This window comes from Pseudarthrobacter sp. SL88, assembly GCF_026672455.1.
Taxonomy (GTDB): domain Bacteria; phylum Actinomycetota; class Actinomycetes; order Actinomycetales; family Micrococcaceae; genus Arthrobacter.
In genome coordinates this window covers 1,517,950-1,537,485 of the sequence record NZ_JAPPRD010000001.1, presented here as the reverse complement: position 1 = coordinate 1,537,485, position 19,536 = coordinate 1,517,950, and the positions used below count along the sequence as shown (strand labels likewise).

The 19,536-nt window shown below is 66.5% G+C and carries 16 protein-coding genes and 1 riboswitch; of the genes, 5 read left to right on the top strand and 11 right to left on the bottom strand.

The window, feature by feature from the left end; genetic code table 11:
- Nucleotides 1–55 precede the first annotated feature (55 nt).
- A riboswitch (TPP riboswitch) is annotated at nucleotides 56–163 on the top strand.
- Nucleotides 158–1,987 (top strand): phosphomethylpyrimidine synthase ThiC, encoded by a 1,830-nt coding sequence (thiC, locus tag OVA06_RS07040; protein ID WP_326493573.1) that lies wholly within the window; start codon nucleotides 158–160, stop codon nucleotides 1,985–1,987. It overlaps the preceding riboswitch by 6 nt.
- A gap of 45 nt (nucleotides 1,988–2,032) precedes the next feature.
- Here thiC and OVA06_RS07035 read toward each other — a convergent pair whose 3' ends face one another.
- Both OVA06_RS07035 and ffh read right to left on the bottom strand, forming a co-directional pair.
- Nucleotides 2,033–2,767: an alpha/beta fold hydrolase gene (locus OVA06_RS07035; RefSeq protein WP_268157238.1), complete on the bottom strand. Its 735-nt coding sequence runs from the start codon at nucleotides 2,765–2,767 to the stop codon at nucleotides 2,033–2,035.
- A 105-nt stretch (nucleotides 2,768–2,872) separates the two neighbouring features.
- Nucleotides 2,873–4,456, bottom strand: a complete 1,584-nt coding sequence (gene ffh / locus OVA06_RS07030) for a signal recognition particle protein (protein ID WP_056085337.1) — start codon at nucleotides 4,454–4,456, stop codon at nucleotides 2,873–2,875.
- Between the two features lie 84 nt (nucleotides 4,457–4,540).
- On the opposite strand from ffh, the gene OVA06_RS07025 reads away from it, so the two are divergent.
- Nucleotides 4,541–5,944 carry a glucose-6-phosphate dehydrogenase gene (locus OVA06_RS07025; RefSeq protein ID WP_268157235.1) on the top strand — a complete coding sequence of 468 codons (1,404 nt, stop codon included), beginning with the start codon at nucleotides 4,541–4,543 and terminating at the stop codon, nucleotides 5,942–5,944.
- A gap of 132 nt (nucleotides 5,945–6,076) precedes the next feature.
- On the opposite strand, the gene OVA06_RS07020 is transcribed toward OVA06_RS07025, so the two are convergent.
- Entirely contained in the window at nucleotides 6,077–6,415 is a 339-nt protein-coding gene (locus OVA06_RS07020; protein WP_015937412.1) for a P-II family nitrogen regulator, read from the bottom strand.
- Nucleotides 6,412–7,770, bottom strand: a complete 1,359-nt coding sequence (locus tag OVA06_RS07015; RefSeq protein WP_056085333.1) for an ammonium transporter — start codon at nucleotides 7,768–7,770, stop codon at nucleotides 6,412–6,414. The genes OVA06_RS07020 and OVA06_RS07015 overlap by 4 nt, the downstream gene beginning before the upstream one ends.
- Nucleotides 7,771–7,994: 224 nt before the next feature.
- Between OVA06_RS07015 and OVA06_RS07010 the strand changes: the two genes are divergently transcribed.
- The gene (locus OVA06_RS07010) at nucleotides 7,995–9,263 is read left to right on the top strand and encodes an MFS transporter (protein WP_442793532.1); all 1,269 of its coding nucleotides are present in this window, start codon (nucleotides 7,995–7,997) and stop codon (nucleotides 9,261–9,263) included.
- Between the two features lie 3 nt (nucleotides 9,264–9,266).
- Here OVA06_RS07010 and ftsY read toward each other — a convergent pair whose 3' ends face one another.
- The 7 genes from ftsY to coaD form a co-directional block, all read right to left on the bottom strand.
- On the bottom strand, nucleotides 9,267–10,481 hold the full coding sequence (ftsY, locus tag OVA06_RS07005) for a signal recognition particle-docking protein FtsY (RefSeq protein WP_056085331.1): 1,215 nt from the start codon (nucleotides 10,479–10,481) through the stop codon (nucleotides 9,267–9,269).
- Nucleotides 10,482–10,593: 112 nt separating this feature from the next.
- Nucleotides 10,594–14,181 carry a chromosome segregation protein SMC gene (smc, locus tag OVA06_RS07000; protein ID WP_268157231.1) on the bottom strand — a complete coding sequence of 1,196 codons (3,588 nt, stop codon included), beginning with the start codon at nucleotides 14,179–14,181 and terminating at the stop codon, nucleotides 10,594–10,596.
- 153 nt (nucleotides 14,182–14,334) lie between these two features.
- The gene (gene mutM, locus OVA06_RS06995; protein WP_268157229.1) at nucleotides 14,335–15,306 is read right to left on the bottom strand and encodes a bifunctional DNA-formamidopyrimidine glycosylase/DNA-(apurinic or apyrimidinic site) lyase; all 972 of its coding nucleotides are present in this window, start codon (nucleotides 15,304–15,306) and stop codon (nucleotides 14,335–14,337) included.
- 6 nt (nucleotides 15,307–15,312) lie between these two features.
- Nucleotides 15,313–16,047: a ribonuclease III gene (gene rnc, locus OVA06_RS06990; RefSeq protein ID WP_268157226.1), complete on the bottom strand. Its 735-nt coding sequence runs from the start codon at nucleotides 16,045–16,047 to the stop codon at nucleotides 15,313–15,315.
- A 20-nt stretch (nucleotides 16,048–16,067) separates the two neighbouring features.
- Nucleotides 16,068–16,271, bottom strand: coding sequence for a 50S ribosomal protein L32 (gene rpmF / locus OVA06_RS06985; protein ID WP_009356569.1), 204 nt, complete (start codon nucleotides 16,269–16,271; stop codon nucleotides 16,068–16,070).
- 36 nt (nucleotides 16,272–16,307) lie between these two features.
- Nucleotides 16,308–16,832, bottom strand: coding sequence for a YceD family protein (locus OVA06_RS06980; protein WP_082497511.1), 525 nt, complete (start codon nucleotides 16,830–16,832; stop codon nucleotides 16,308–16,310).
- A gap of 122 nt (nucleotides 16,833–16,954) precedes the next feature.
- Entirely contained in the window at nucleotides 16,955–17,455 is a 501-nt protein-coding gene (coaD, locus tag OVA06_RS06975) for a pantetheine-phosphate adenylyltransferase (RefSeq protein ID WP_015937423.1), read from the bottom strand.
- Between the two features lie 43 nt (nucleotides 17,456–17,498).
- On the opposite strand from coaD, the gene OVA06_RS06970 reads away from it, so the two are divergent.
- Entirely contained in the window at nucleotides 17,499–18,728 is a 1,230-nt protein-coding gene (locus tag OVA06_RS06970) for an aminotransferase class I/II-fold pyridoxal phosphate-dependent enzyme (protein WP_268157224.1), read from the top strand.
- Nucleotides 18,728–19,516 carry a spermidine synthase gene (locus OVA06_RS06965; protein ID WP_268157222.1) on the top strand — a complete coding sequence of 263 codons (789 nt, stop codon included), beginning with the start codon at nucleotides 18,728–18,730 and terminating at the stop codon, nucleotides 19,514–19,516. Before OVA06_RS06970 ends, OVA06_RS06965 begins: the two co-directional genes overlap by 1 nt.
- Nucleotides 19,517–19,536 lie beyond the last annotated feature (20 nt).

Below are 19,536 nucleotides of genomic sequence, written 5' to 3'. Positions count from 1 at the left end.
GCAAATATGACAGGGCCGTTAGCGCTTGTCACCGCCGGGGTTGTGGTAGCTTCGTTCCTGACCACACGGGTGCCCCTGCAGGGGCTGAGATCGGGCTGACGCGGCCTGCGACCGTCGAACCTGTCCGGGTAATGCCGGCGAAGGAAGTGAGTATTCCTTGAATACACCCAAAACAGTGCTGCCCCCTGCCCAAAACCACCCGGCCGTCACGCCGGCCGGAGCGAGCCCTGAAGCACCGGTCACCCAATCGCTGAAGTCCCACTCGCTGGCCTACATCGATGATCCGGAGCACGGCATCCGTGTCCCCGTCACGGAAATCGCGCTCGAACCGTCGCCAAACGGGCAGCCTAATCCCCCCTTCCGCACCTACCGGACAGCGGGGCCGGGAAGCGACCCCGTGCGCGGCCTCAGCCCCTTCCGGTCGGAATGGATTGAGGCGCGGTTTGACACGGAAGCGTACAGCGGAAGGGAACGGAACCTGCTCGACGACGGCCGCTCGGCCGTGCGCCGCGGTGCCGCCTCCGCGGAATGGAGGGGCGGGCGCCCGGTGCCCCGCCGCGCCGTCGACGGCCGGACGGTCACCCAGATGCACTATGCCCGGAAGGGCGTGGTGACGCCGGAAATGCGGTTCGTGGCGCTGCGGGAAAACTGTGATCCGGAACTGGTCCGGAGTGAGATTGCCGCCGGACGGGCCATCATCCCCAACAACATCAACCATCCAGAGTCCGAACCGATGATCATCGGGAAAGCCTTCCTGGTGAAGATCAACGCCAACATCGGCAACTCCGCCGTCACCAGTTCCATCAGGGAGGAGGTGGACAAGCTGCAGTGGGCCACGCGGTGGGGTGCCGATACGGTGATGGACCTTTCCACGGGCGACGACATCCACACGACCAGGGAATGGATCATCCGCAACTCCCCCGTGCCGATCGGCACCGTGCCCATCTACCAGGCCCTGGAAAAGGTCAACGGCGAGGCGAACGCGCTCACGTGGGAAATCTTCCGCGACACCGTCATCGAACAGTGTGAGCAGGGCGTGGACTACATGACAGTCCACGCCGGCGTGCTGCTCCGCTACGTGCCTCTGACCGCCAACAGGGTCACCGGAATCGTGTCCCGGGGCGGGTCGATCATGGCGGGATGGTGCCTGGCGCACCACCAGGAGAATTTCCTGTACACGCATTTCGATGAGCTGTGTGAGATCTTTGCCCGGTACGACGTCGCGTTCTCGCTGGGTGACGGCCTGCGCCCCGGCGCCACCGCTGATGCGAACGACGCTGCGCAGTTCGCGGAACTGGACACCTTGGCTGAGCTGACGGAGCGCGCCTGGAAACATGACGTGCAGGTCATGGTGGAGGGGCCGGGCCATGTCCCGTTCCATCTGGTGCGGGAGAACGTAGAGCGCCAGCAGGAACTGTGCAAGGGCGCGCCGTTCTATACGCTGGGGCCGCTGGTCACCGATGTGGCCCCCGGCTACGATCACATCACCTCAGCCATCGGCGCCACCGAGATCGCCCGCTACGGCACCGCCATGCTCTGCTACGTCACGCCCAAGGAGCATCTGGGACTGCCGGACAGGGACGACGTGAAGACCGGGGTCATCACCTACAAGATCGCCGCGCACGCCGCTGACCTGGCCAAGGGCCTCCCCGGGGCGCACGAACGGGACGACGCGTTGTCAAAGGCCAGGTTCGAGTTCCGCTGGCGGGACCAGTTTGCGCTCTCGCTTGACCCCGAGACGGCCGAATCGTTCCATGATGAAACCCTGCCGGCCGAGCCCGCCAAGACGGCACACTTCTGCTCCATGTGTGGGCCGAAGTTCTGCTCTATGCGGATCAGCCAGGACATCCGCAACGAGTACGGGTCAGCGGAAGCCCAAGCCGCGATAGCTGAAGCGGCATCGGGGATGCGGGAGAAGAGCCAGGAGTTCCTGGAATCCGGCGGCAAGGTGTACCTTCCCGAGCTGAAAGTCCCGGCCGGCAGCTGACACTGCCGCCGGCGTTGACCGGCAGTTGCCTGTGGCCGGCCCGGGCTAGGACGCCCGGGCCGGTTCACTCCGGCTGACTTCGGCGAGGAACTGCCGGATGGCCCGGTTGCCGTCGGCTGAATCGTGGGGCCGGTGCCCGCCCGCCGCGACGCGGTGCAGGGCGCCGGTCTCCCGCAGATACCCGGCAATTTCTTCGTACAATGGTTCCCATCCGCCGGTAAGGACAAGGGTGGGCACTCCTGGGACGATGTGAAGTGGCGCCTCCCATGACGGCGACTGCAGCCGCAGCCGGCGGGCAGAGCGCTTCTCCTCCGGCGTGGCTGGCTGGTGCAGGTCTGCGGCGTAAATGCGCCGGACGAACTCCCGCTGGAAGTCCTCGTCGCTGAGCTGGTGGCGGACGTCGAACAGCGGCTTCATCATCCGGATATGGGCGGCTGTTGCGGGCAGCTCCGCGGTGAGCGAGAGGCAGGCCGGCTCCACCAGGGTCAGAGAATGAACGAGGTCCGGGCGTTCCACGGCCGCCATCATGGCGGGAATGGCTCCCTGCGCATGCGCCACCACGTGTCCGCCGGCAGCACCCCGCCCGTCATCAGCCAGGGAACGCAGCACGATGGCCGTGTCCTCCGCAAAGGAAGACTCCAGGGGTTCGGCGGTGCTGTGGTATCCGTGCCGGCGGAGGAACAGCGCATCGTACATCAGCCCCATGCCGTGCTGCCGGGGCCAGGCGGCGGCGCCGAAGCTCCCCGAGCCGTGCACGAACACTACCCTCTGCTTGAACATCCCCCAACCCTATTCCACGGCGCCGACATCCCATGTAAGTAGCAGCAGATGTCGTTCTGAGCCCTCATAACGACATCTGCTGCGACTTGGTTGGGCCAGGTGTGCTTAGTTGCCCAGGAACTTGTCGAAGCCCTTGGGCAGGTTCAGCTGGGAAGGGTCAAAGTCACCGGACTGCTGGCCGAAGGAAGCTCCGGTGGGCAGGGCCTTGGATGCGTTGGCGCGACGCGCTTCGGCGTCCTTGCGTTCCTGGGCGGCCTTGGCCGGGTTTCCTGACCGGGCCTTCTTCTTCGGCGCGTTCTTCGCGTTCTTCCGGGCCCCGCCGCCGGCACCGGGGAGGCCGGGCATGCCTGGCATCCCGGGCATGCCGCCCTGGGCCATCTTCTTCATCATCTTCTGGGCCTGCGCGAAGCGTTCCAGCAGGCCGTTGACCTCGGAGACGTGCACACCGGAACCACGGGCGATACGGGCGCGGCGCGAACCGTTGATGATCTTGGGGGCCACGCGTTCGTGCGGGGTCATGGACCTGACAATCGCTTCAACGCGGTCGATCTCGCGTTCGTCGAACTGCTCCAGCTGCTGGCGGATGTTCTGGGCGCCGGGCATCATCATGAGCATTTTCTTCATGGAGCCCATGTTGCGGATCTGCTGCATCTGGGCCAGGAAGTCGTCCAGGGTGAAGTCTTCCTGGTCGGCGAACTTCTTCGCCATCCGGGCAGCTTCGTCTTTGTCCCAGGACTTCTCGGCCTGTTCGATGAGCGTGAGGACGTCGCCCATGTCCAGGATGCGCGAGGCCATCCGGTCCGGGTGGAACAACTCGAAGTCGTCCAGGCCCTCACCGGTGGACGCGAACATGACGGGCTTGCCGGTGACCGAGGAGACGGACAGCGCGGCACCACCGCGGGCATCGCCGTCGAGCTTGGACAGGACGATGCCGGTGAAGTTGACGCCCTCGTCAAACGCCAGGGCCGTGTTCACGGCGTCCTGGCCGATCATCGAGTCGATGACGAAGAGGACTTCGTTGGGCACGATGGCCCGGCGGATCTGGCGCGCCTGCTCCATCATGTCCGCGTCGACGCCGAGGCGGCCTGCGGTATCCACGATGACGACGTCGTGCAGTTTCTGGCGGGCTTCCTCCACGCCGGCCCGGGCAACGGCCACGGGATCGCCCGCCGGCTGCTCCAGCTCGGTTGAGGTTGCACCCGGGTGCGGGGCGAAAACAGGGACGTTGGCCCGCTGGCCCACCACCTGCAGCTGGGTGACGGCGTTGGGCCGCTGCAGGTCACACGCAACCAGCATGGGGCTGTGGCCCTGGGACTTCAGCCACTTGGACAGCTTGCCCGCAAGGGTGGTCTTGCCCGCGCCCTGAAGGCCGGCCAGCATGATGACGGTGGGGCCGTTCTTGGCCAGGCGGATGCGCCGGGTCTCGCCGCCGAGGATCTCCTTGAGTTCCTCGTTGACGATCTTGACGATCTGCTGGCTGGGGTTCAGCGCCGCTGATACCTCGGCGCCCAGCGCCCGTTCGCGCACGCGGCTGGTGAATTCCCGCACCACGGGAACGGCAACGTCCGCGTCCAGCAGGGCGCGGCGGATCTCCCGGACGGTGGCATCGACGTCGGCCTCCGTCAGGCGGCCCTTGCCGCGGAGATTCTTGAAGGTTGCTGTCAACCGGTCAGAGAGTGAATTGAACACGCGCCGTGAACTTCTTTCAGGAGATGATCGGGACTCGACTATCTAGGGTACCAAGTCGGGCACGCCAGATGGCATGCTGGCAAAATGACGAGCCAAACAACTGTCAAGACCCTGCTCATCCTCGGCGCCTCAGGCGACCTCACGGGCCGGCTGCTCCTACCGGGACTGGCCCGCCTGGTGGCCGCCGGCCGGGCGGACGGCCTCCGCCTGGTGGGTGCCGGCTCCGACCCCTGGACGCCGGAACAGTGGCGGGAACGGGTGCAGTCCTCCTTCGCCGCAGCAGCGGAAACCGCGGGGCCGGACGGCAAGGATGCGCTGGCTGCACTGGAAAAGGAAACGGCGTACCACCAGCTCGATGTCACAGCTGCCGGCGCCCTCGCCTCCCTGCTGGAAAGCCTCGAGGGCCCCACCGCCGTCTATTTCGCGCTGCCACCCAGGATCAGCCAGCTGGCGTGCGAGGCTCTGCGGCCCGAGGAGGTGCCGGCGGGGACCCGGCTGGTGATGGAGAAGCCCTTTGGCTCCAGCGAGGAGTCGGCGCGGTCCCTGAACAGGACGCTTGCCCGGCTGGTTCCGGAGGACCATATCCACCGCGTGGACCATTTTCTGGGGAAGGCCACGGTCCTGAACATCCTGGGACTGCGCTTCGCCAACAACTTCCTGGAGCCGGTATGGAACCGCCGGCACGTGGAGAAGGTGGAGATCTTCTTCGACGAGGATCTCGCACTGGAGGGCCGGGCGCGATACTACGACGGTGCCGGCGCCCTGCGGGACATGATCCAAAGCCACCTCCTGCAGGTGATGGCCCTCCTGGCCATCGAGCCGCCGGCAACCCTGGGTGAGCGGGACCTGCGCGATGCCATCGCCGCCGTCCTTCGCGCGGCCAGCGTTGCGCCGCCGTTTACCGGTTCCACCCGGCGGGCACGCTATGGTGCGGGCACTGTAGGAGGCAAGACGGTGCCCGATTATGCCCGCGAGGACGGCGTGGACGCGGACCGCGGCACAGAGACGTTGGCTGAGATCCGGATTGGAATCGACAACTGGCGCTGGAGCGGCGTTCCCTTCATCCTCCGTTCCGGCAAGGCGCTGGGCAAGAAGCGCAAGGAAGCTGTCATCACCTTCCTGCCGGTGCCGCACCTGCCACAGGGCTTCACGGGCGTCGACTCGCCGAACCAGCTGAGGATCGGTTTCGGGCCGGACACCCTTGAGTTCGATGTTGACGTCAACGGCCCCGGAAACATTTTCAGCCTCGGCCGGGTCACCCTCGAGGCGGAGCTGAGCGCCTCCGACCTCCTCCCCTACGGTGAGGTCCTTGAAGGCGTACTGACCGGGGACCCGCTATTGTCCGTGCGGGGTGACACCGCCGAGGATTGCTGGCGCATCGTTGAACCGGTACTTCAGGCCTGGGCGCAGGGTTCCGTTCCCCTTGAGGGGTACGACGCCGGGTCGGCGGGTCCGGCGGCCTGGGCCACCTCCCGGGAAGGGCAGTGAGCGGGGGCTGATTTTGAGGCCGGCCCGCACTCCTTAAGAGCGGAAGCGGGGTGGGCGGGAACCTTCCGGTTCCCGCCCACCCCGCTTCTGTCTGCCCGTTCCCCTGTGGCAGGGGCCGGCCGGATGACTGTCCTAGATGGCGGCTACGCCGCGTTCGCCGGTCCTGACCCGGACTGCTTCAAAGACATCCATGGTCCAGACCTTTCCGTCACCTGCCCTGCCGGTGTTGGAACTGGCGATGATGACGTCCAGGATGTCATCGGCCTGCTCGTCCGTAGCCAGCACCTCTACCCGGATCTTGGGCAGGAGGTCCACGTTGTACTCGGCGCCGCGGTACACCTCGGTGTAGCCCCGCTGCCGGCCGTAGCCGCTGGCTGCGCTGACCGTCAGGCCCTGCACTCCGTAGGCCTCCAGGCCTTCCCGGATTGCTTCAAGCTTCTCGGGCCTGACGATTGCGGTGATCAGTTTCATGCCCCCACGCTTTCCTTGCCTGTTGCGGTTTCTGGCTTCTTGGCATCTGCTGCAGCGGCGCTGCCGGCGGTTTCTGCCTGGTTCTTGCCGGTGATCATGTCATGCAGCGGCTGGAAGCTTCCGCCGTGTCCGGAGAGGCCGAACTCGTAGGCGGTCTCGGCGTGCAGGCTGAGGTCCACACCCACCGTTTCCTGTTCCTGCGAGACCCGGAAGCCCATGGTCTTGTGGATGGCCAGCGCGATGATCGCCGTCAGGATGGCCGAGTAAGCAATCGCGATGCCTGCCGCTGCGAGCTGTGCCCACAGCTGGGCGAAGCCGCCGCCGTAGAAGAGGCCGCCGCCCACACCGTCGGCGGGCAGTGCGATGAAGCCGAGGGCAACGGTGCCGATGATGCCGGACACGAGGTGGACCCCAACAACATCCAGCGAGTCGTCGAAGCCCCAGCGGAACTTCAGGCCCACCGCCAGCGCGGAGGCCACGCCTGCCACGACGCCGAGGCCGAGGGCACCCACGGGGCTGACGTTGGCGCAGGCCGGGGTGATGGCCACAAGTCCTGCGACCACACCGGAAGCGGCGCCGAGGGACGTGGGGTGGCCGTCGCGGATCCGCTCGGTGACGAGCCAGCCGAGCATGGCAGCGGCGGGAGCGGCCAAGGTGTTCACCCAGATGAGGCCGCCCTGCTCCGCAGTGGTGGCAGCGCCGCCGTTGAAGCCGAACCAGCCGAACCACAGGATGGCAGCGCCCAGCATGACGAACGGGATGTTGTGCGGGCGGTGGTTGGGATCCTTGCCGAAGCCCTTGCGGTTGCCGATGATCAGGACCAGAACCAGCGCCGCAACACCGGCGTTGATGTGAACCACGGTGCCGCCGGCGAAGTCGATAGCGGGGCCGAGGGCCTTACCCACTGCTCCCTCGGGACCGAAGAGGCCGCCGCCCCACACCATGTAGGCAAGCGGGCAGTAGACCAGGGTGACCCAGACCGGGACGAAGACGCTCCAGGCGCCGAACTTGGCGCGGTCAGCGATAGCGCCGCTGATCAGCGCAACGGTAATGATGGCGAAGGTTGCCGCGAATCCCGCCTTGATGAGCCCGTCCGGCGTATCGATGCCTTCAAGCCCGAAGGTGGCAAACGGGTTTCCCACGATCTGCAGGAAGCCTTCGCCGCCCGTCATGGAAGCGCCCCACAGAATCCAGACCACGCCGACCATGCCGATGGAGATGAAGCTCATCATCATCATGTTCAGTGCTGCCTTGGCACGCGTCATGCCGCCGTAGAAAAATGCCAGGCCCGGTGTCATGAACAGCACGAGCGCTGCCGACACCATGAGCCAAACGTGACCTGCGGTAAGTTCCATGGTGCACGTCCTCTCTTCCGAATCTTGCGGAGTCCTCCGCCTGCCAACGCCCTTTGCGTCCTGTAACGAGTGTGTCGGCGGCGTGTTTCGCCCGCAGAGGATTTAGATTGCCGGACTGTTACAACAACCTCTAGGAAGTAAATGGTGCATATCCGCCTTGTTACGGTTGTGTTTCACCACTCCCGCCGGAAGCCGGCGCCCCACCCTGCAAGGAACCGTGCATCATGATGGCAGAAGCCCGCGCCAGCGGCACCGCTTCAAGGATCCTGGCCCGCCTGCGGCCCGGCCGGGACAAGCTTCCCCGCGATATCAAGGTGATGCTGGCCGCCGCGTTCCTGATCGCGCTGGGATTCGGGCTTGTTGCGCCTGTATTGCCGCAATTCGCCACAACATTCGGTGTGGGCAATACGGAAGCGGCCGTGATCGTGGCCATCTTCGCGTTCATGCGGCTCATCTTCGCCCCGGCCGGCGGTGCCCTGATCGCCAAACTCGGGGAACGGCCGGTCTATGTGTCGGGGTTGCTCATCGTGGCGGCCTCAACGGCGGCCTGCGCCTTTGCCGGGAGTTATTGGCAGCTGTTGCTGTTCCGTGGACTGGGCGGTGCAGGTTCGGTGATGTTTACGGTCGCTTCCATGGCCCTCGTGGTCCGGCTGGCGCCGCCGGAGAGCCGGGGCAGGGTGTCCGGCGCCTACGCCTCCGCGTTCCTGATCGGCAACGTCTGCGGACCGATCGTCGGCGGCCTGCTTGCGGGGTTTGGCCTGCGGGTTCCGTTCCTTGCGTACGCGGCTGCCTTGGTCATCGCGGCAGCGGTGGTCCAAACGCAGCTGAGCCACCAGCGGCGCGGCTCCGGACCGGCGGCCAACCGGGCGCCGGATATGCCCTTCGGCGAGGCCCTGCGGAGCGGGGCTTACCGGGCCGCACTGGCATCCAGTTTTGCCAACGGGTGGGCTACGTTCGGGGTCCGGATGGCCACCGTCCCGCTGTTTGCTGCGGCGGCCTTCGGCGCCGGTCCCGAGGCGGCCGGGCTGGCCCTGGCAGTATTCGCGGCAGGCAATGCAGCGGCGCTGTCATTCTCCGGCCGCCTGGCGGATTCGCTGGGACGCAGGCCCATGATGATGTGGGGGCTGGCGGTGGCGGGGCTGGCCACCGCGGGCATCGGTTTCGCCCCGGGCCTGCCATGGTTCCTTGCCGCCTCCGCACTCGCCGGCATCGGTTCGGGCCTGTTCGGTCCTGCCCAGCAGGCCTCCGTCGCAGATGTAATCGGCAGCGGCCGGTCCGGCGGCAAGGTACTGGCGGTCTACCAGATGACGTCCGACGTCGGTGCGATCGTCGGCCCCGTCCTGGCCGGTGTGCTCGCGGACCGGCTGGGCTTCGGCTGGGCTTTCGGTGTCACGGGCGGGGTCCTGCTACTGGCCGTCCTTGCGTGGCTGGCCACGCCGGAAACACTTCGGCCCGCCACGTCACAGGACGCAGCGGGCCGGAAGAAGGGCTAGCGGCTAGTTCAGCAGCGCGTCCACAAACTGCTCGGCGTCGAACGGGGCGAGGTCGTCCGCGCCTTCGCCCAGGCCGATCAGCTTGACCGGGACGCCGAGGCTCTTCTGGATTGCGACGACGATGCCACCCTTGGCGGTGCCGTCCAGCTTGGTCAGGACGATGCCGGTGATGTTCACCACCTCGGCGAAGACCCGGGCCTGGTTGAGGCCGTTCTGGCCGGTGGTTGCATCCAGGACCAGCAGGACCTCGTCCACTTCGGCGAGCTTTTCCACCACGCGCTTGACCTTGCCAAGTTCGTCCATGAGGCCCACTTTGTTCTGCAGCCGGCCGGCGGTGTCGATCATGACGACATCGACCTCCTGGTCGATGCCTGCCTTCACGGCTTCGTAGGCCACCGAGGCGGGGTCGGCCCCGTCAATGTCGGATTTGACCGTGGGAACGCCCACCCGCTGTCCCCACGTGGCCAGCTGTTCGGCGGCCGCGGCACGGAAGGTGTCCGCGGCACCGAGGATCACGTCCTTGTCCTCGGCCACCAGCATGCGCGCCAGCTTGCCCACCGTGGTGGTCTTGCCTACGCCATTGACGCCAACCACCATCATGACGGCCGGCTTGTCCCCGTGGCGCTGGACATTGAGGGTGCGGTCCATGGTGGGGTCGACCACCTTAATGAGTTCCTCGCGGAGCATGGCCTTGACGTGCTCCGGGCTGCGCGTGCCGAGCACCTTGACGCGTTCGCGGAGGGCATCCACCAGCTGCATGGTCGGTTCCGTGCCGAGGTCCGCCAGGAGGAGGGTTTCTTCCACCTCGTCCCAAACGTTTTCGTCGATCTTGTCGCTGGAAAGCAGCGCCAGCAGGCCCTTGCCCATGATGCTGTTGGACCGGACCAGGCGTTCGCGCAGCCGGGTCAGGCGGCCTGCTACGGGCAGGGGGGTTTCAACCGGAATGGTTTCCAGTCCGGCGGCATCGTCGGGGACCGTGGTGTCAACGCCGTCAAGGTCCGCTTCGGCGGGTGCTGTCCGCTCCGCCGGCCGCTCCGCCGTGGCAGTGTCGTCGGCCACGAGGGTGCCGCCACCGGGCCGGAGTTCGGGGTCGTTCGCGTCACGCGTTCCCGGGTAGCGGTTGATGTTCTTCCGCGTCTTCACCAGGACCGGGATCAGGGCTCCGACAACCACCAGGGCACCGAGAATGGACAGGATTATGGGAAGGATGTCATTCACTCCCCTAGCTTCTCACAACCGCCGGAGCCCTTTCCCCGCGCCGGCAAGGAGCTGACCTGCCGTTACTTAAACGCCTGCCGGGACTGTTCAGCGGTGGACAGCCAACCACCGTTCATTCGTCGTTGCCCAGGCGCTGGCTGATCACGGTGGAGACGCCGTCGCCGCGCATGGTGACTCCGTAGAGTGCGTCCGCCACTTCCATGGTGCGCTTCTGGTGGGTGATGACAATGAGCTGGCTGGACTCGCGGAGCTCTTCGAAGATGGTGATCAGCCGGCCAAGGTTGGTGTCGTCAAGGGCCGCCTCCACCTCGTCCATGACATAGAACGGGGAGGGACGGGCCTTGAAGATGGCCACGAGGAGGGCCACCGCCGTCAGGGACCGCTCCCCGCCGGACAGCAGTGACAGCCTCTTGATCTTCTTGCCCGCAGGACGGGCCTCCACTTCGATTCCGGTGGTGAGCATGTCCGCGGGATCGGTCAGGACCAGCCGGCCCTCGCCGCCGGGGAAAAGCCGGTCGAAAACCCGAACGAACTGTGCCTGGGTGTCCTCGAATGCCTCGGTGAAGACCCGCTGGACCCTGTCATCCACTTCCTTGATGATGTCCAGCAGGTCCTTGCGGCTTGCCTTGAGGTCCTCCAGCTGGGTGCTGAGGAACTGGTGGCGCTCCTCCAGTGCCGCGAATTCCTCCAGTGCCAGCGAATTGACCTTGCCCAGGCTGGACAGGTCGCGTTCGGCCTTCCGGAGGCGTTTCTCCTGTTCAGCCCTCACGAACGGCACGCCCTCGACGATGGCTTCACCGGATTCGTCCACCGGCGCACGGAGGGCAGCCCACTTGTCGCCCGTCTCCCCCGCGGGAACCGGAACTGCAACGTGGGGGCCAAACTCGGCCACCAGCGCGTCAGGGGTGATCCCGAGTTCATCGACAGACCGCGTTTCCAGTGCTTCGATGCGGGCGCGCTGCTGGGCCCTGGCGAGCTCGTCACGGTGGACGTTGTCGGTAAGTTCGGCAAGCTCCTTTGCCAGCCGCTCGTTCGCGGCGCGGAGTTCCTGCAGCTCCCGGTCCCGGCGTTCGCGGTTTTCCTCCGCCACGTCACGCGCGTGCCGCGCCACATCGGCGGACACGTCCACGAAGTCCAGTGCCGAGTCCACTGCGGCCCGGACGGCGGCGGCCCGACGGGCCTCGATGCGTCGGCGGCGTGCCCTTTCGGCTGCCTCCTCGCGGGCACGCCGTTCAGCGGCGGCAGCACGTTCCAGTGAGGCAACGCGGTTGCGTGTGGCCGCCACCTGCTCCTCGGTGCTCCGCAGTGACAACCGGGCCTCCACCTCGGCAGAACGGGCGGCCGAGGCAGCCTTCGCGAGGGCATCACGCTCCGCCGTTGATGGTTCCTGCTCAAGCGGCACCTCCTGGGCCGCGGCAAGCCGGGCGGTGATGGCCGCGAGCGCCTGCTCCTCGGACTCCACGTTGGCCTCGGCACGGGCCAGCGAGGCCGCGAGCCGGTCGCTTTCGCCCACGGCGCTGCGCAGGACTGAGTTGAGGTGTCCCAGCCGCTCAGCTACTGCTGCCAGCCGCGCATCGGACTCGTGCAACCTGTCCAGGGCGGCGTCCGCCTTTTCCTGCGCTCCGGCGCGCTTCGCCTCGGCCCCGGCCAGGGCGAACCTGTTGCGCTCCAGGGCCGCGGTTACCTGCCCAAGCTCCCTGTCGGCGTCGTCCACGGCGGCCTGGACTTCCAGGAGTGACGGCGCCTTCGCCGAACCTCCTGTGACGGTCACGGCGGTGAACACGTCCCCTGCGTGGGTAACGGCTGTCAAGCCGGGCTGTTCCGCCACGAGGGCCGCGGCGGCCCGGATGTCGGGTACGACGGCGGTGCGGCACAGCAGGTGCCGCACCAGCGGGGTGTAGGCGTCGGCGGTGTCCACGAGACCGGCCGCCAGAAGCGCACCTGGCGGGAGTGCCGGGGCCGCTGGGAGGTCTTCGTGCCGTCCGCCCGCGGGGGCCAGCAGCAGAGAGGCCCGGCCTGCGTCGTCGTCCTTGAGCATCTGCACGACGGACTCGGCGGTGGACGGGTCCTCGACGAGAAGCGCCTCGGAGGCTTCCCCGAGTGCGGCGGCGATGGCGGTTTCATAACCGGCCCGCACCCGCAGCTCGCCGGCGAGGGCGCCCTGGACCCCGCCCAGCCCGGACTGCAGGACGTGCCTGGCTGCGTCCTTCCGCTCCAGGCCGAGCTTCAGGGCCTCGAGGCGGGCTGCGAGGGCATCGCGCCGGCGGATGCCCTCGTTGACTTCTGATTTGAGGTCCGAGATTTCCTGCAGCACGGTATCCAGCGTTTCGCTGGCGGCCTCGTATTCTGCGTCGAGGGATTCTTCGCCTTCCTCCACGCCCGCCACCTGGTTTTCCAGGGCGGTGAACTCTTCCTGTGCCCGGGCACGCCGCCCGGCACCCGCGGACAGCGACTCGCGCAGCCTGCCGAGCTCTGCCTGGGCGGACTCCACCCGGGAACGGGCAGCACCAACCTGGCCCGCGAGGCGCGCCAGTCCTTCCCTGCGGTCGGCGACCGCCCGCAGTTCAGCGGTGAGTCGCTGGTCTTCGGCCTGCGCGGCACGCTCCGCTTCCGCCTTGGCCGCTGTTGCTGCTTCCAGGGCCGTCCGCCTGGCCGCGAGTGACTGCTCAAGTCCGGCGAGTTCGCTGCCAACGCGCGCTGCCTGCCGTTCAAGCTGCTCGGGATCCCGGCCCCCGGACGGTGCGTCGTCCACGGAGCCGAGCACGCGGCTCCGTTCCTGGGCCAGCGATCCGAGGGAACGGAGCCGCTCCCGTGCGGCGGTCAGCCGGTACCACGTGTCCCGGGCCGCGTTGAGGCGCGGCGTTGCCTCTGCTGCGAGCTGCTCCAGGGCAGCCTGTTGCCGGCGCCCGGACTCCAGTTCCTGCCCCACGATGGTTCGCCGCTCCTTCAGCGCGGCTTCGTCGGCGACGTCTTGCTCCAGGACCTGTTGGAGCTGCACCAGGTCATCGGCCAGCAGGCGGGCGCGGGCATCCCGGACGTCGAACTGGACACGCTGGGCGCGGCGTGCCACCTCGGCCTGCTTGCCCAGCGGCGTGAGCTGGCGGCGGATCTCGCCGGTCAGGTCCGTGAGACGCTGCAGGTTCGCCTGCATTGCCTCGAGTTTGCGCACCGTCCGTTCCTTGCGCCGGCGGTGTTTGAGGATGCCGGCAGCTTCTTCGATGAAGCCCCGTCGGTCCTCCGGGGTGGCGTGCAGGACGCGGTCCAGCTGGCCCTGGCCCACGATGACATGCATTTCCCGGCCCATGCCGGAATCGGAGAGCAGTTCCTGGATGTCGAGCAGGCGGCAGCCGGCACCGTTGATGGCGTACTCCGAGCCTCCGGTGCGGAACAGTGTCCGGGAGATGGTGACTTCGCTGTACTCAATGGGCAGCGCGCCGTCAGTGTTATCGATTGTCAGCGACACGTGTGCCCGTCCCAGTGGAGGACGGCCGGAGGTGCCGGCGAAGATGACGTCCTCCATTTTGCCGCCGCGCAGTGTCTTGGCGCCCTGCTCCCCCATCACCCAGGCCAGGGCGTCCACCACGTTGGACTTGCCGGAGCCGTTGGGGCCCACCACGGCAGTGACTCCCGGTTCGAAGTCGAAGGTGGTGGCGGAGGCAAAGGACTTGAACCCCCGGACGGTCAGGCTTTTGAGGTGCAAGGCTTTTCGGTTCTCCTGGGCGGGGCTGGGCGGCTGCTTGGCGGTCCTAAATCTACCGGGTTGCCGCCGAAAGTCGCGGATCCGGAGCCGCCAGTCGGGTCCTCTGGAGCTCCGGGGGCCGGCCCGAAACTGTCAGGGTTGGATGCGCGTGCGCTACCAACGTCCGTTGCGGGGGCGCGGCTGGCACACGGGGCACGTGTGGGAGGACCGGTTCATGAACTGTTCACGCCGGATGGTGGCGTGGATTCCTGCAGCCGCGCATCGTTTGCAGGGCTCGCCTTCCCGCCCGTAGGCGTTAAGGGACCGGTCAAAATATCCGGAGGCGCCGTTGACGTTCACGTACAGGGAATCGAAGCTGGTTCCGCCGGCGGCCAAGGCATCGAGCATGACCTCACGGGCGCTTTCGATGAGACGGAAGGCCTCAGCCCGCCGCAGCTTGTCGGTGGGCCGCGCGTAGTGCAGCCGCGCACGCCAGAGAGCCTCATCGGCGTAGATGTTCCCAATGCCCGAAACCAGCCCCTGGTCCAGGAGCGCCCGCTTCAACCCGGTCTTCCGTGCACGCAGGCGCTGGTAGAAAAGGTCGAACGAGAAGGCTGGGTCCAGTGGATCCCGGGCGATATGGGACGCTTCTTCGGCGATCAGCGGAAGGGGCGACTCCGCGAGGCCGCCGGGTCCGCCGTCGTCGGTGGGAACCAAAACGGTGACGAAGAGCCCGCCGAAAATGCGCTGGTCCACGAACCGCAACTGAGCAGGCATGCCGCCGCTGGGGCTGAGATGGAGCCGGACTTTCAGGTGCTTTTCGTCCGGGACGTCCGCACCCTGCATGAGCAGCTGCCCGCTCATGCCAAGGTGGGCCATCAGCGCCACCCCCGGCGGTGGGGTGTGTCCGTTGCCTGCCGCCCGCTGGTGTGCCGAGCCATCGCTTAACGGGAGCCAGAGGAATTTGCCGCGCCGGACAACGTCGGACACTGTGGCACCCTGCAGGTTGCCGATGAAATCCTCCACGCCCAGGGCGTGACGCCGGATGGAGCGGGGGTCCAGGACATCGACGGACTCAATGGTCCTGCCGCGCACCCAGCGCACCAGGCCGCGGCGGACCACCTCCACCTCGGGCAGTTCAGGCACGGGAGCCTACTTGGCGGCGATGGAACCGGAGGACTTGCCGGCGCCGGCGCCGTCGGCGGCACCCGGTCCGGACAGGACGCGCCATGCATCCGACGCAGCTTCCTGCTCCGCTTCCTTCTTGGAATGGCCGGTGCCCTTACCGTAGGGCTTCCCGCCGATATTCAGGACAGCGCTGAAGGTGCGTGCGTGGTCCGGCCCCGCGCCCTCCACTGCATAGTGGATGGTTCCAAGCTGCCGGCTTGCCGCAAGTTCCTGGATGCTGGTCTTCCAGTCAGTTCCGGCGCCCAGCACGGCGGCATCCTTGAGCAGGGGCCCGATCAAACGCATGACCAGCTGGCGCGCGGTCTCAATGTCGTTGGAGACGTAGGTGGCACCGATCAGCGCTTCCATGGTGTCGGCGAGGATGGAGGCTTTGTTTTTCCCCTCCGTGAGTTTCTCGCCCTGTCCCAGGTAGATGAACTCGCCGATGCCAAGGCTCCGCCCGATGTTGGCAAGCGCCCGTGTGCTGACCACGGCCGAACGCCGCTTGGCCAGCTCGCCTTCGGGGAGATCCGGATTGTCCTTGTACAGGGAATCCGTGACCGAGAAGCCCAGGATTGAATCACCCAGGAATTCCAGCCGCTCGTTGGTGGGGATCCCGCCGTTTTCGTAGGCGTAGGAACGGTGTGTGAGCGCAAGACGAAGCGTCCCGGCGTCAATAGTGACGCCGAGACGCTTCAGAAGCTCTTCAGTTGAAGACATCAGTCAGCCTGAGTGGCCGATTAGACGTCAGCGACCTTGCGGCCCTTGTACTCAAGGAACAGCGCAGTGCCAGCAGAGTCGGTAACGACCTTAGCCTGGTGCGGCAGGCTGTAGGTGACCTGGCCGTTTTCAACGGTCTTCACCAGGTGGGGGGCGGTCGCCTTCCACTGCGAGCGGCGGGCGCGGGTATTCGAGCGAGACATTTTCCGCTTGGGAACAGCCACGGCTAACTCATTTCTCTCTAGACAAACACGTACAAATCAATTTTGCCGGTCAGGCTTAGCCATATCAGCTAGGGCAGCCCAGCGAGGATCCAAGACCTCGTGGTGGTGCCCCGGCTCGTCTTCCAGGCGTGCTCCGCATTCGGAGCAAAGGCCCTGGCAGTCTTCCCGGCACACCGGCTGGAACGGCAGGTTGGTGACAACCGCGTCCCGCAACACCGGTTCAAGATCGATTACATCGTGCTCGACTCGACGTTGCTCTTCATCTTCTTCTCCGTCAGAAAGCTCAACACCTTCGTAGAAGAAAAGTTCTTGCACATTGACCTCAAGGTCATACGCAAGGGGATCCAGGCATCGGCCGCATTCCCCGGTTACACCGGCGTTGACGGTTCCTGATACCAGGATTCCTTCGTGTACGGCCTCCAGCCTCAGGTCCAGCCCGATATCCGAGCCTTCCTGAACGCCAATGAGCGCCACACCAAGATCACCAGGTGCGGGTACATGTTCCTTCAGTGTCCGCATGCTTCCCGGGCTGCGCCCGAGGTCCTTGACGTCGAACGCCAGCGGCGAACCAGCATCTCTTTTAATGAGAACTCCTGTTGAACATATGACCGACGTACCATCTTAGCCTGAATAGCCACGGGGACTCAAACCGGCCGGCGATACCGCCGAAGTACCGGACCAGCCTACCGCCTGGGCTGCTGATTTGCCGAAGGCTCGCCCGCCAGCAGCCTCCGCAGCACGGACCTGGGAACGTACTCGGAGACGTTGCCGCCCAGCCCGGCCACCTCCTTGATGAGGGTCGACGACAGGTGGATGTAGTGCGCTTCCGCAGGCAGGAAGACAGTTTCCACGCCGCTCAGTTGCCTGTTCATCGTGGCCATGGGCAATTCATAATCAAAATCCGAGGAAGACCTGAGTCCCTTGACGATGGCCGAGACGCCCCGCTGCCTGCAGTATTCAGCCAGCAGCCCCTCACCTACGGGTTCCACCACGATTCCCTTGAGGGAGGCGAGGGTTTCGCGCGCCATTTCGAGGCGCTCATCGAGGCTGAACCGGTACTTCTTGGCGTAGTTGGTGGAGATGGCCACAATGACTTCGTCGAAGAGACCGGCAGCGCGGGCAATAACTTCGAGATGGCCGTTATGGATGGGATCAAAGGATCCGGGGCAGACAGCTCGTCTCATGCTCCGAACCTACCCCATGCGAAGCCCGGGATACCATGACTGGATGCACGCGTCACGGGAACTTTCCGCGCCTTCTGCCCCCGCTCCATGGCAGCGGACCGCCCTTGGAGCCAACCTCCTGGCTGCTGATGGCGGCCTCGGCGTCACGATCTTCGAGGAGATGACCAACCTCGCGGTCCAGACCGGGGCAATCAACCTGGGCCAGGGTTTCCCCGACGAGGACGGCCCACAGGAAATCCTCGACGCCGCCCGGAACGCCATCGCAGCGGGCGCCAACCAGTACGCAGCCGGCAAAGGTATCCCCCAGCTTCGTGCCGCGGTGGCCGCCCACCAGGAACGTTTCTACGGGCTGACCCTTGACTCTGACACGGAGGTCCTGGTCACCACCGGCGCCACCGAGGCCATCGCCGCATCGCTGCTGGCCTTTACCGGGCCCGGAGACGAAGTCCTCACCCTTGAACCGTTCTACGACTCGTACGGCGCAGTGATCGGGTTGTCGGGCGCCACGCATGTCACCGCGCCGCTGCTCGCGCCCGATTTCATGCCGGACCTGGCTGCCCTTGAGGCCGCGTTCAGCGAACGGACCCGCGTGGTCCTGCTGAATAATCCGCACAACCCCACCGGGGCCGTTTTTCCCCGCGAGGTGCTGCAGAAAATCGTGGACCTGGCACAAAAGCACGACGTGCTGATCATCACCGACGAGGTCTATGAGCACCTCACCTTCGCCGTCCGCCACATCCCGGTGGCGTCCCTGCCCGGTGCGGCCGAACGGACCATCACCATCTCCTCCGCCGGAAAGACCTTCTCCCTCACGGGCTGGAAAATCGGTTGGCTGACCGGCCCCGAAGAGCTGGTGGCCGCCGCACGCACCGTCAAGCAGTTCCTCACCTACAGCTCAGGCACCCCCTTCCAGCCCGCCATAGCAGCAGGGCTGGGCCTCCCTGACAGTTTCTACCAGGGAATCGCGGCCTCGCTTGAGCACAAGCGCGACATCCTCAGTGAGGGGCTGCGCGCCGCCGGCTTCGGCGTCTACACCCCGCAGGGCACCTACTTCGTCAACGTCGACACGGCGCCGCTGGGTATCACCGACTCGGTGGACCTCGCGCGGCGGCTGCCCGGGCTGGTAGGGGTGGCAGCGATCCCGGTGCCGGTGTTCTGCCACCCTGAAGGAGCTGAACGCACGCGCAGCCTGCTCCGCTTCGCCTTCTGCAAGAAAGCGGACGTCCTCGAAGAGGCGGCCCGGCGGCTGGCCACGCTGAGCAGCAGGCTCTGATGGCGGCAGGCAATCCCGGGCACGCCTCCCGGTTCCTCCGCGCCACCGGCCAGCACGCCACCATCGAGCCGGACGCGTTCACCGACGGCAGCTATGTGCTCAGCATCGGCGGGGCAGAGCAGTCGCATGTGAACCTGTCCCACCCCGAAGACATCTTCTACGAATACCTTCGCCGGATCGGCCACCTGGTTGACCTGGCGGCCCCCGCCGGAGCGCCTGTCCGGGCGCTGCACCTCGGGGCGGGCGCGCTGACCCTGGCCCGATATATACAGGCGACCCGGCCCGGCTCCGTGCAGTACGCGGTGGAGCTGGAGCGCGAGCTGCTGGATTTCGTCCTGCGGGAATTGCCCCTGCCTGCGGGAACGGACCTGCACGCCATCATCGGCGACGCCCGGCAGGCACTCGGTGACCTTGACCCGGAGCTCACGTTCGACGTCGTCATCCTGGACATCTTCTCCGGCCCGGAAGCGCCGGCGCACATCGCCTGCGCCGACTTCTACGGCGAGGTCCGGGCGAAGCTGGAACCCTCGGGGCTGCTGGTGGTCAACGTGGGAGACGAGCCCGCGCTCACCCTGGTCCGAAGCCAGGTGGCCGCGCTGAGGGAGACCATGGCGGACGTTGCGGCCTTCGCCGAAAACGGCATGTTCGAAGGCCGGTACCCGGGCAACATCATCCTGGCCGGGACCCAGGCGGCCTGGCCGCGGGAGTGGACCGCCCAGCTCGCGGCCCTCGGTCCCCACCCGGCGAAGGTACTGGCGGGAGTGGACCTGGACCAACTGGCCCCATAACGGGTCGGCCCGGAACCTCA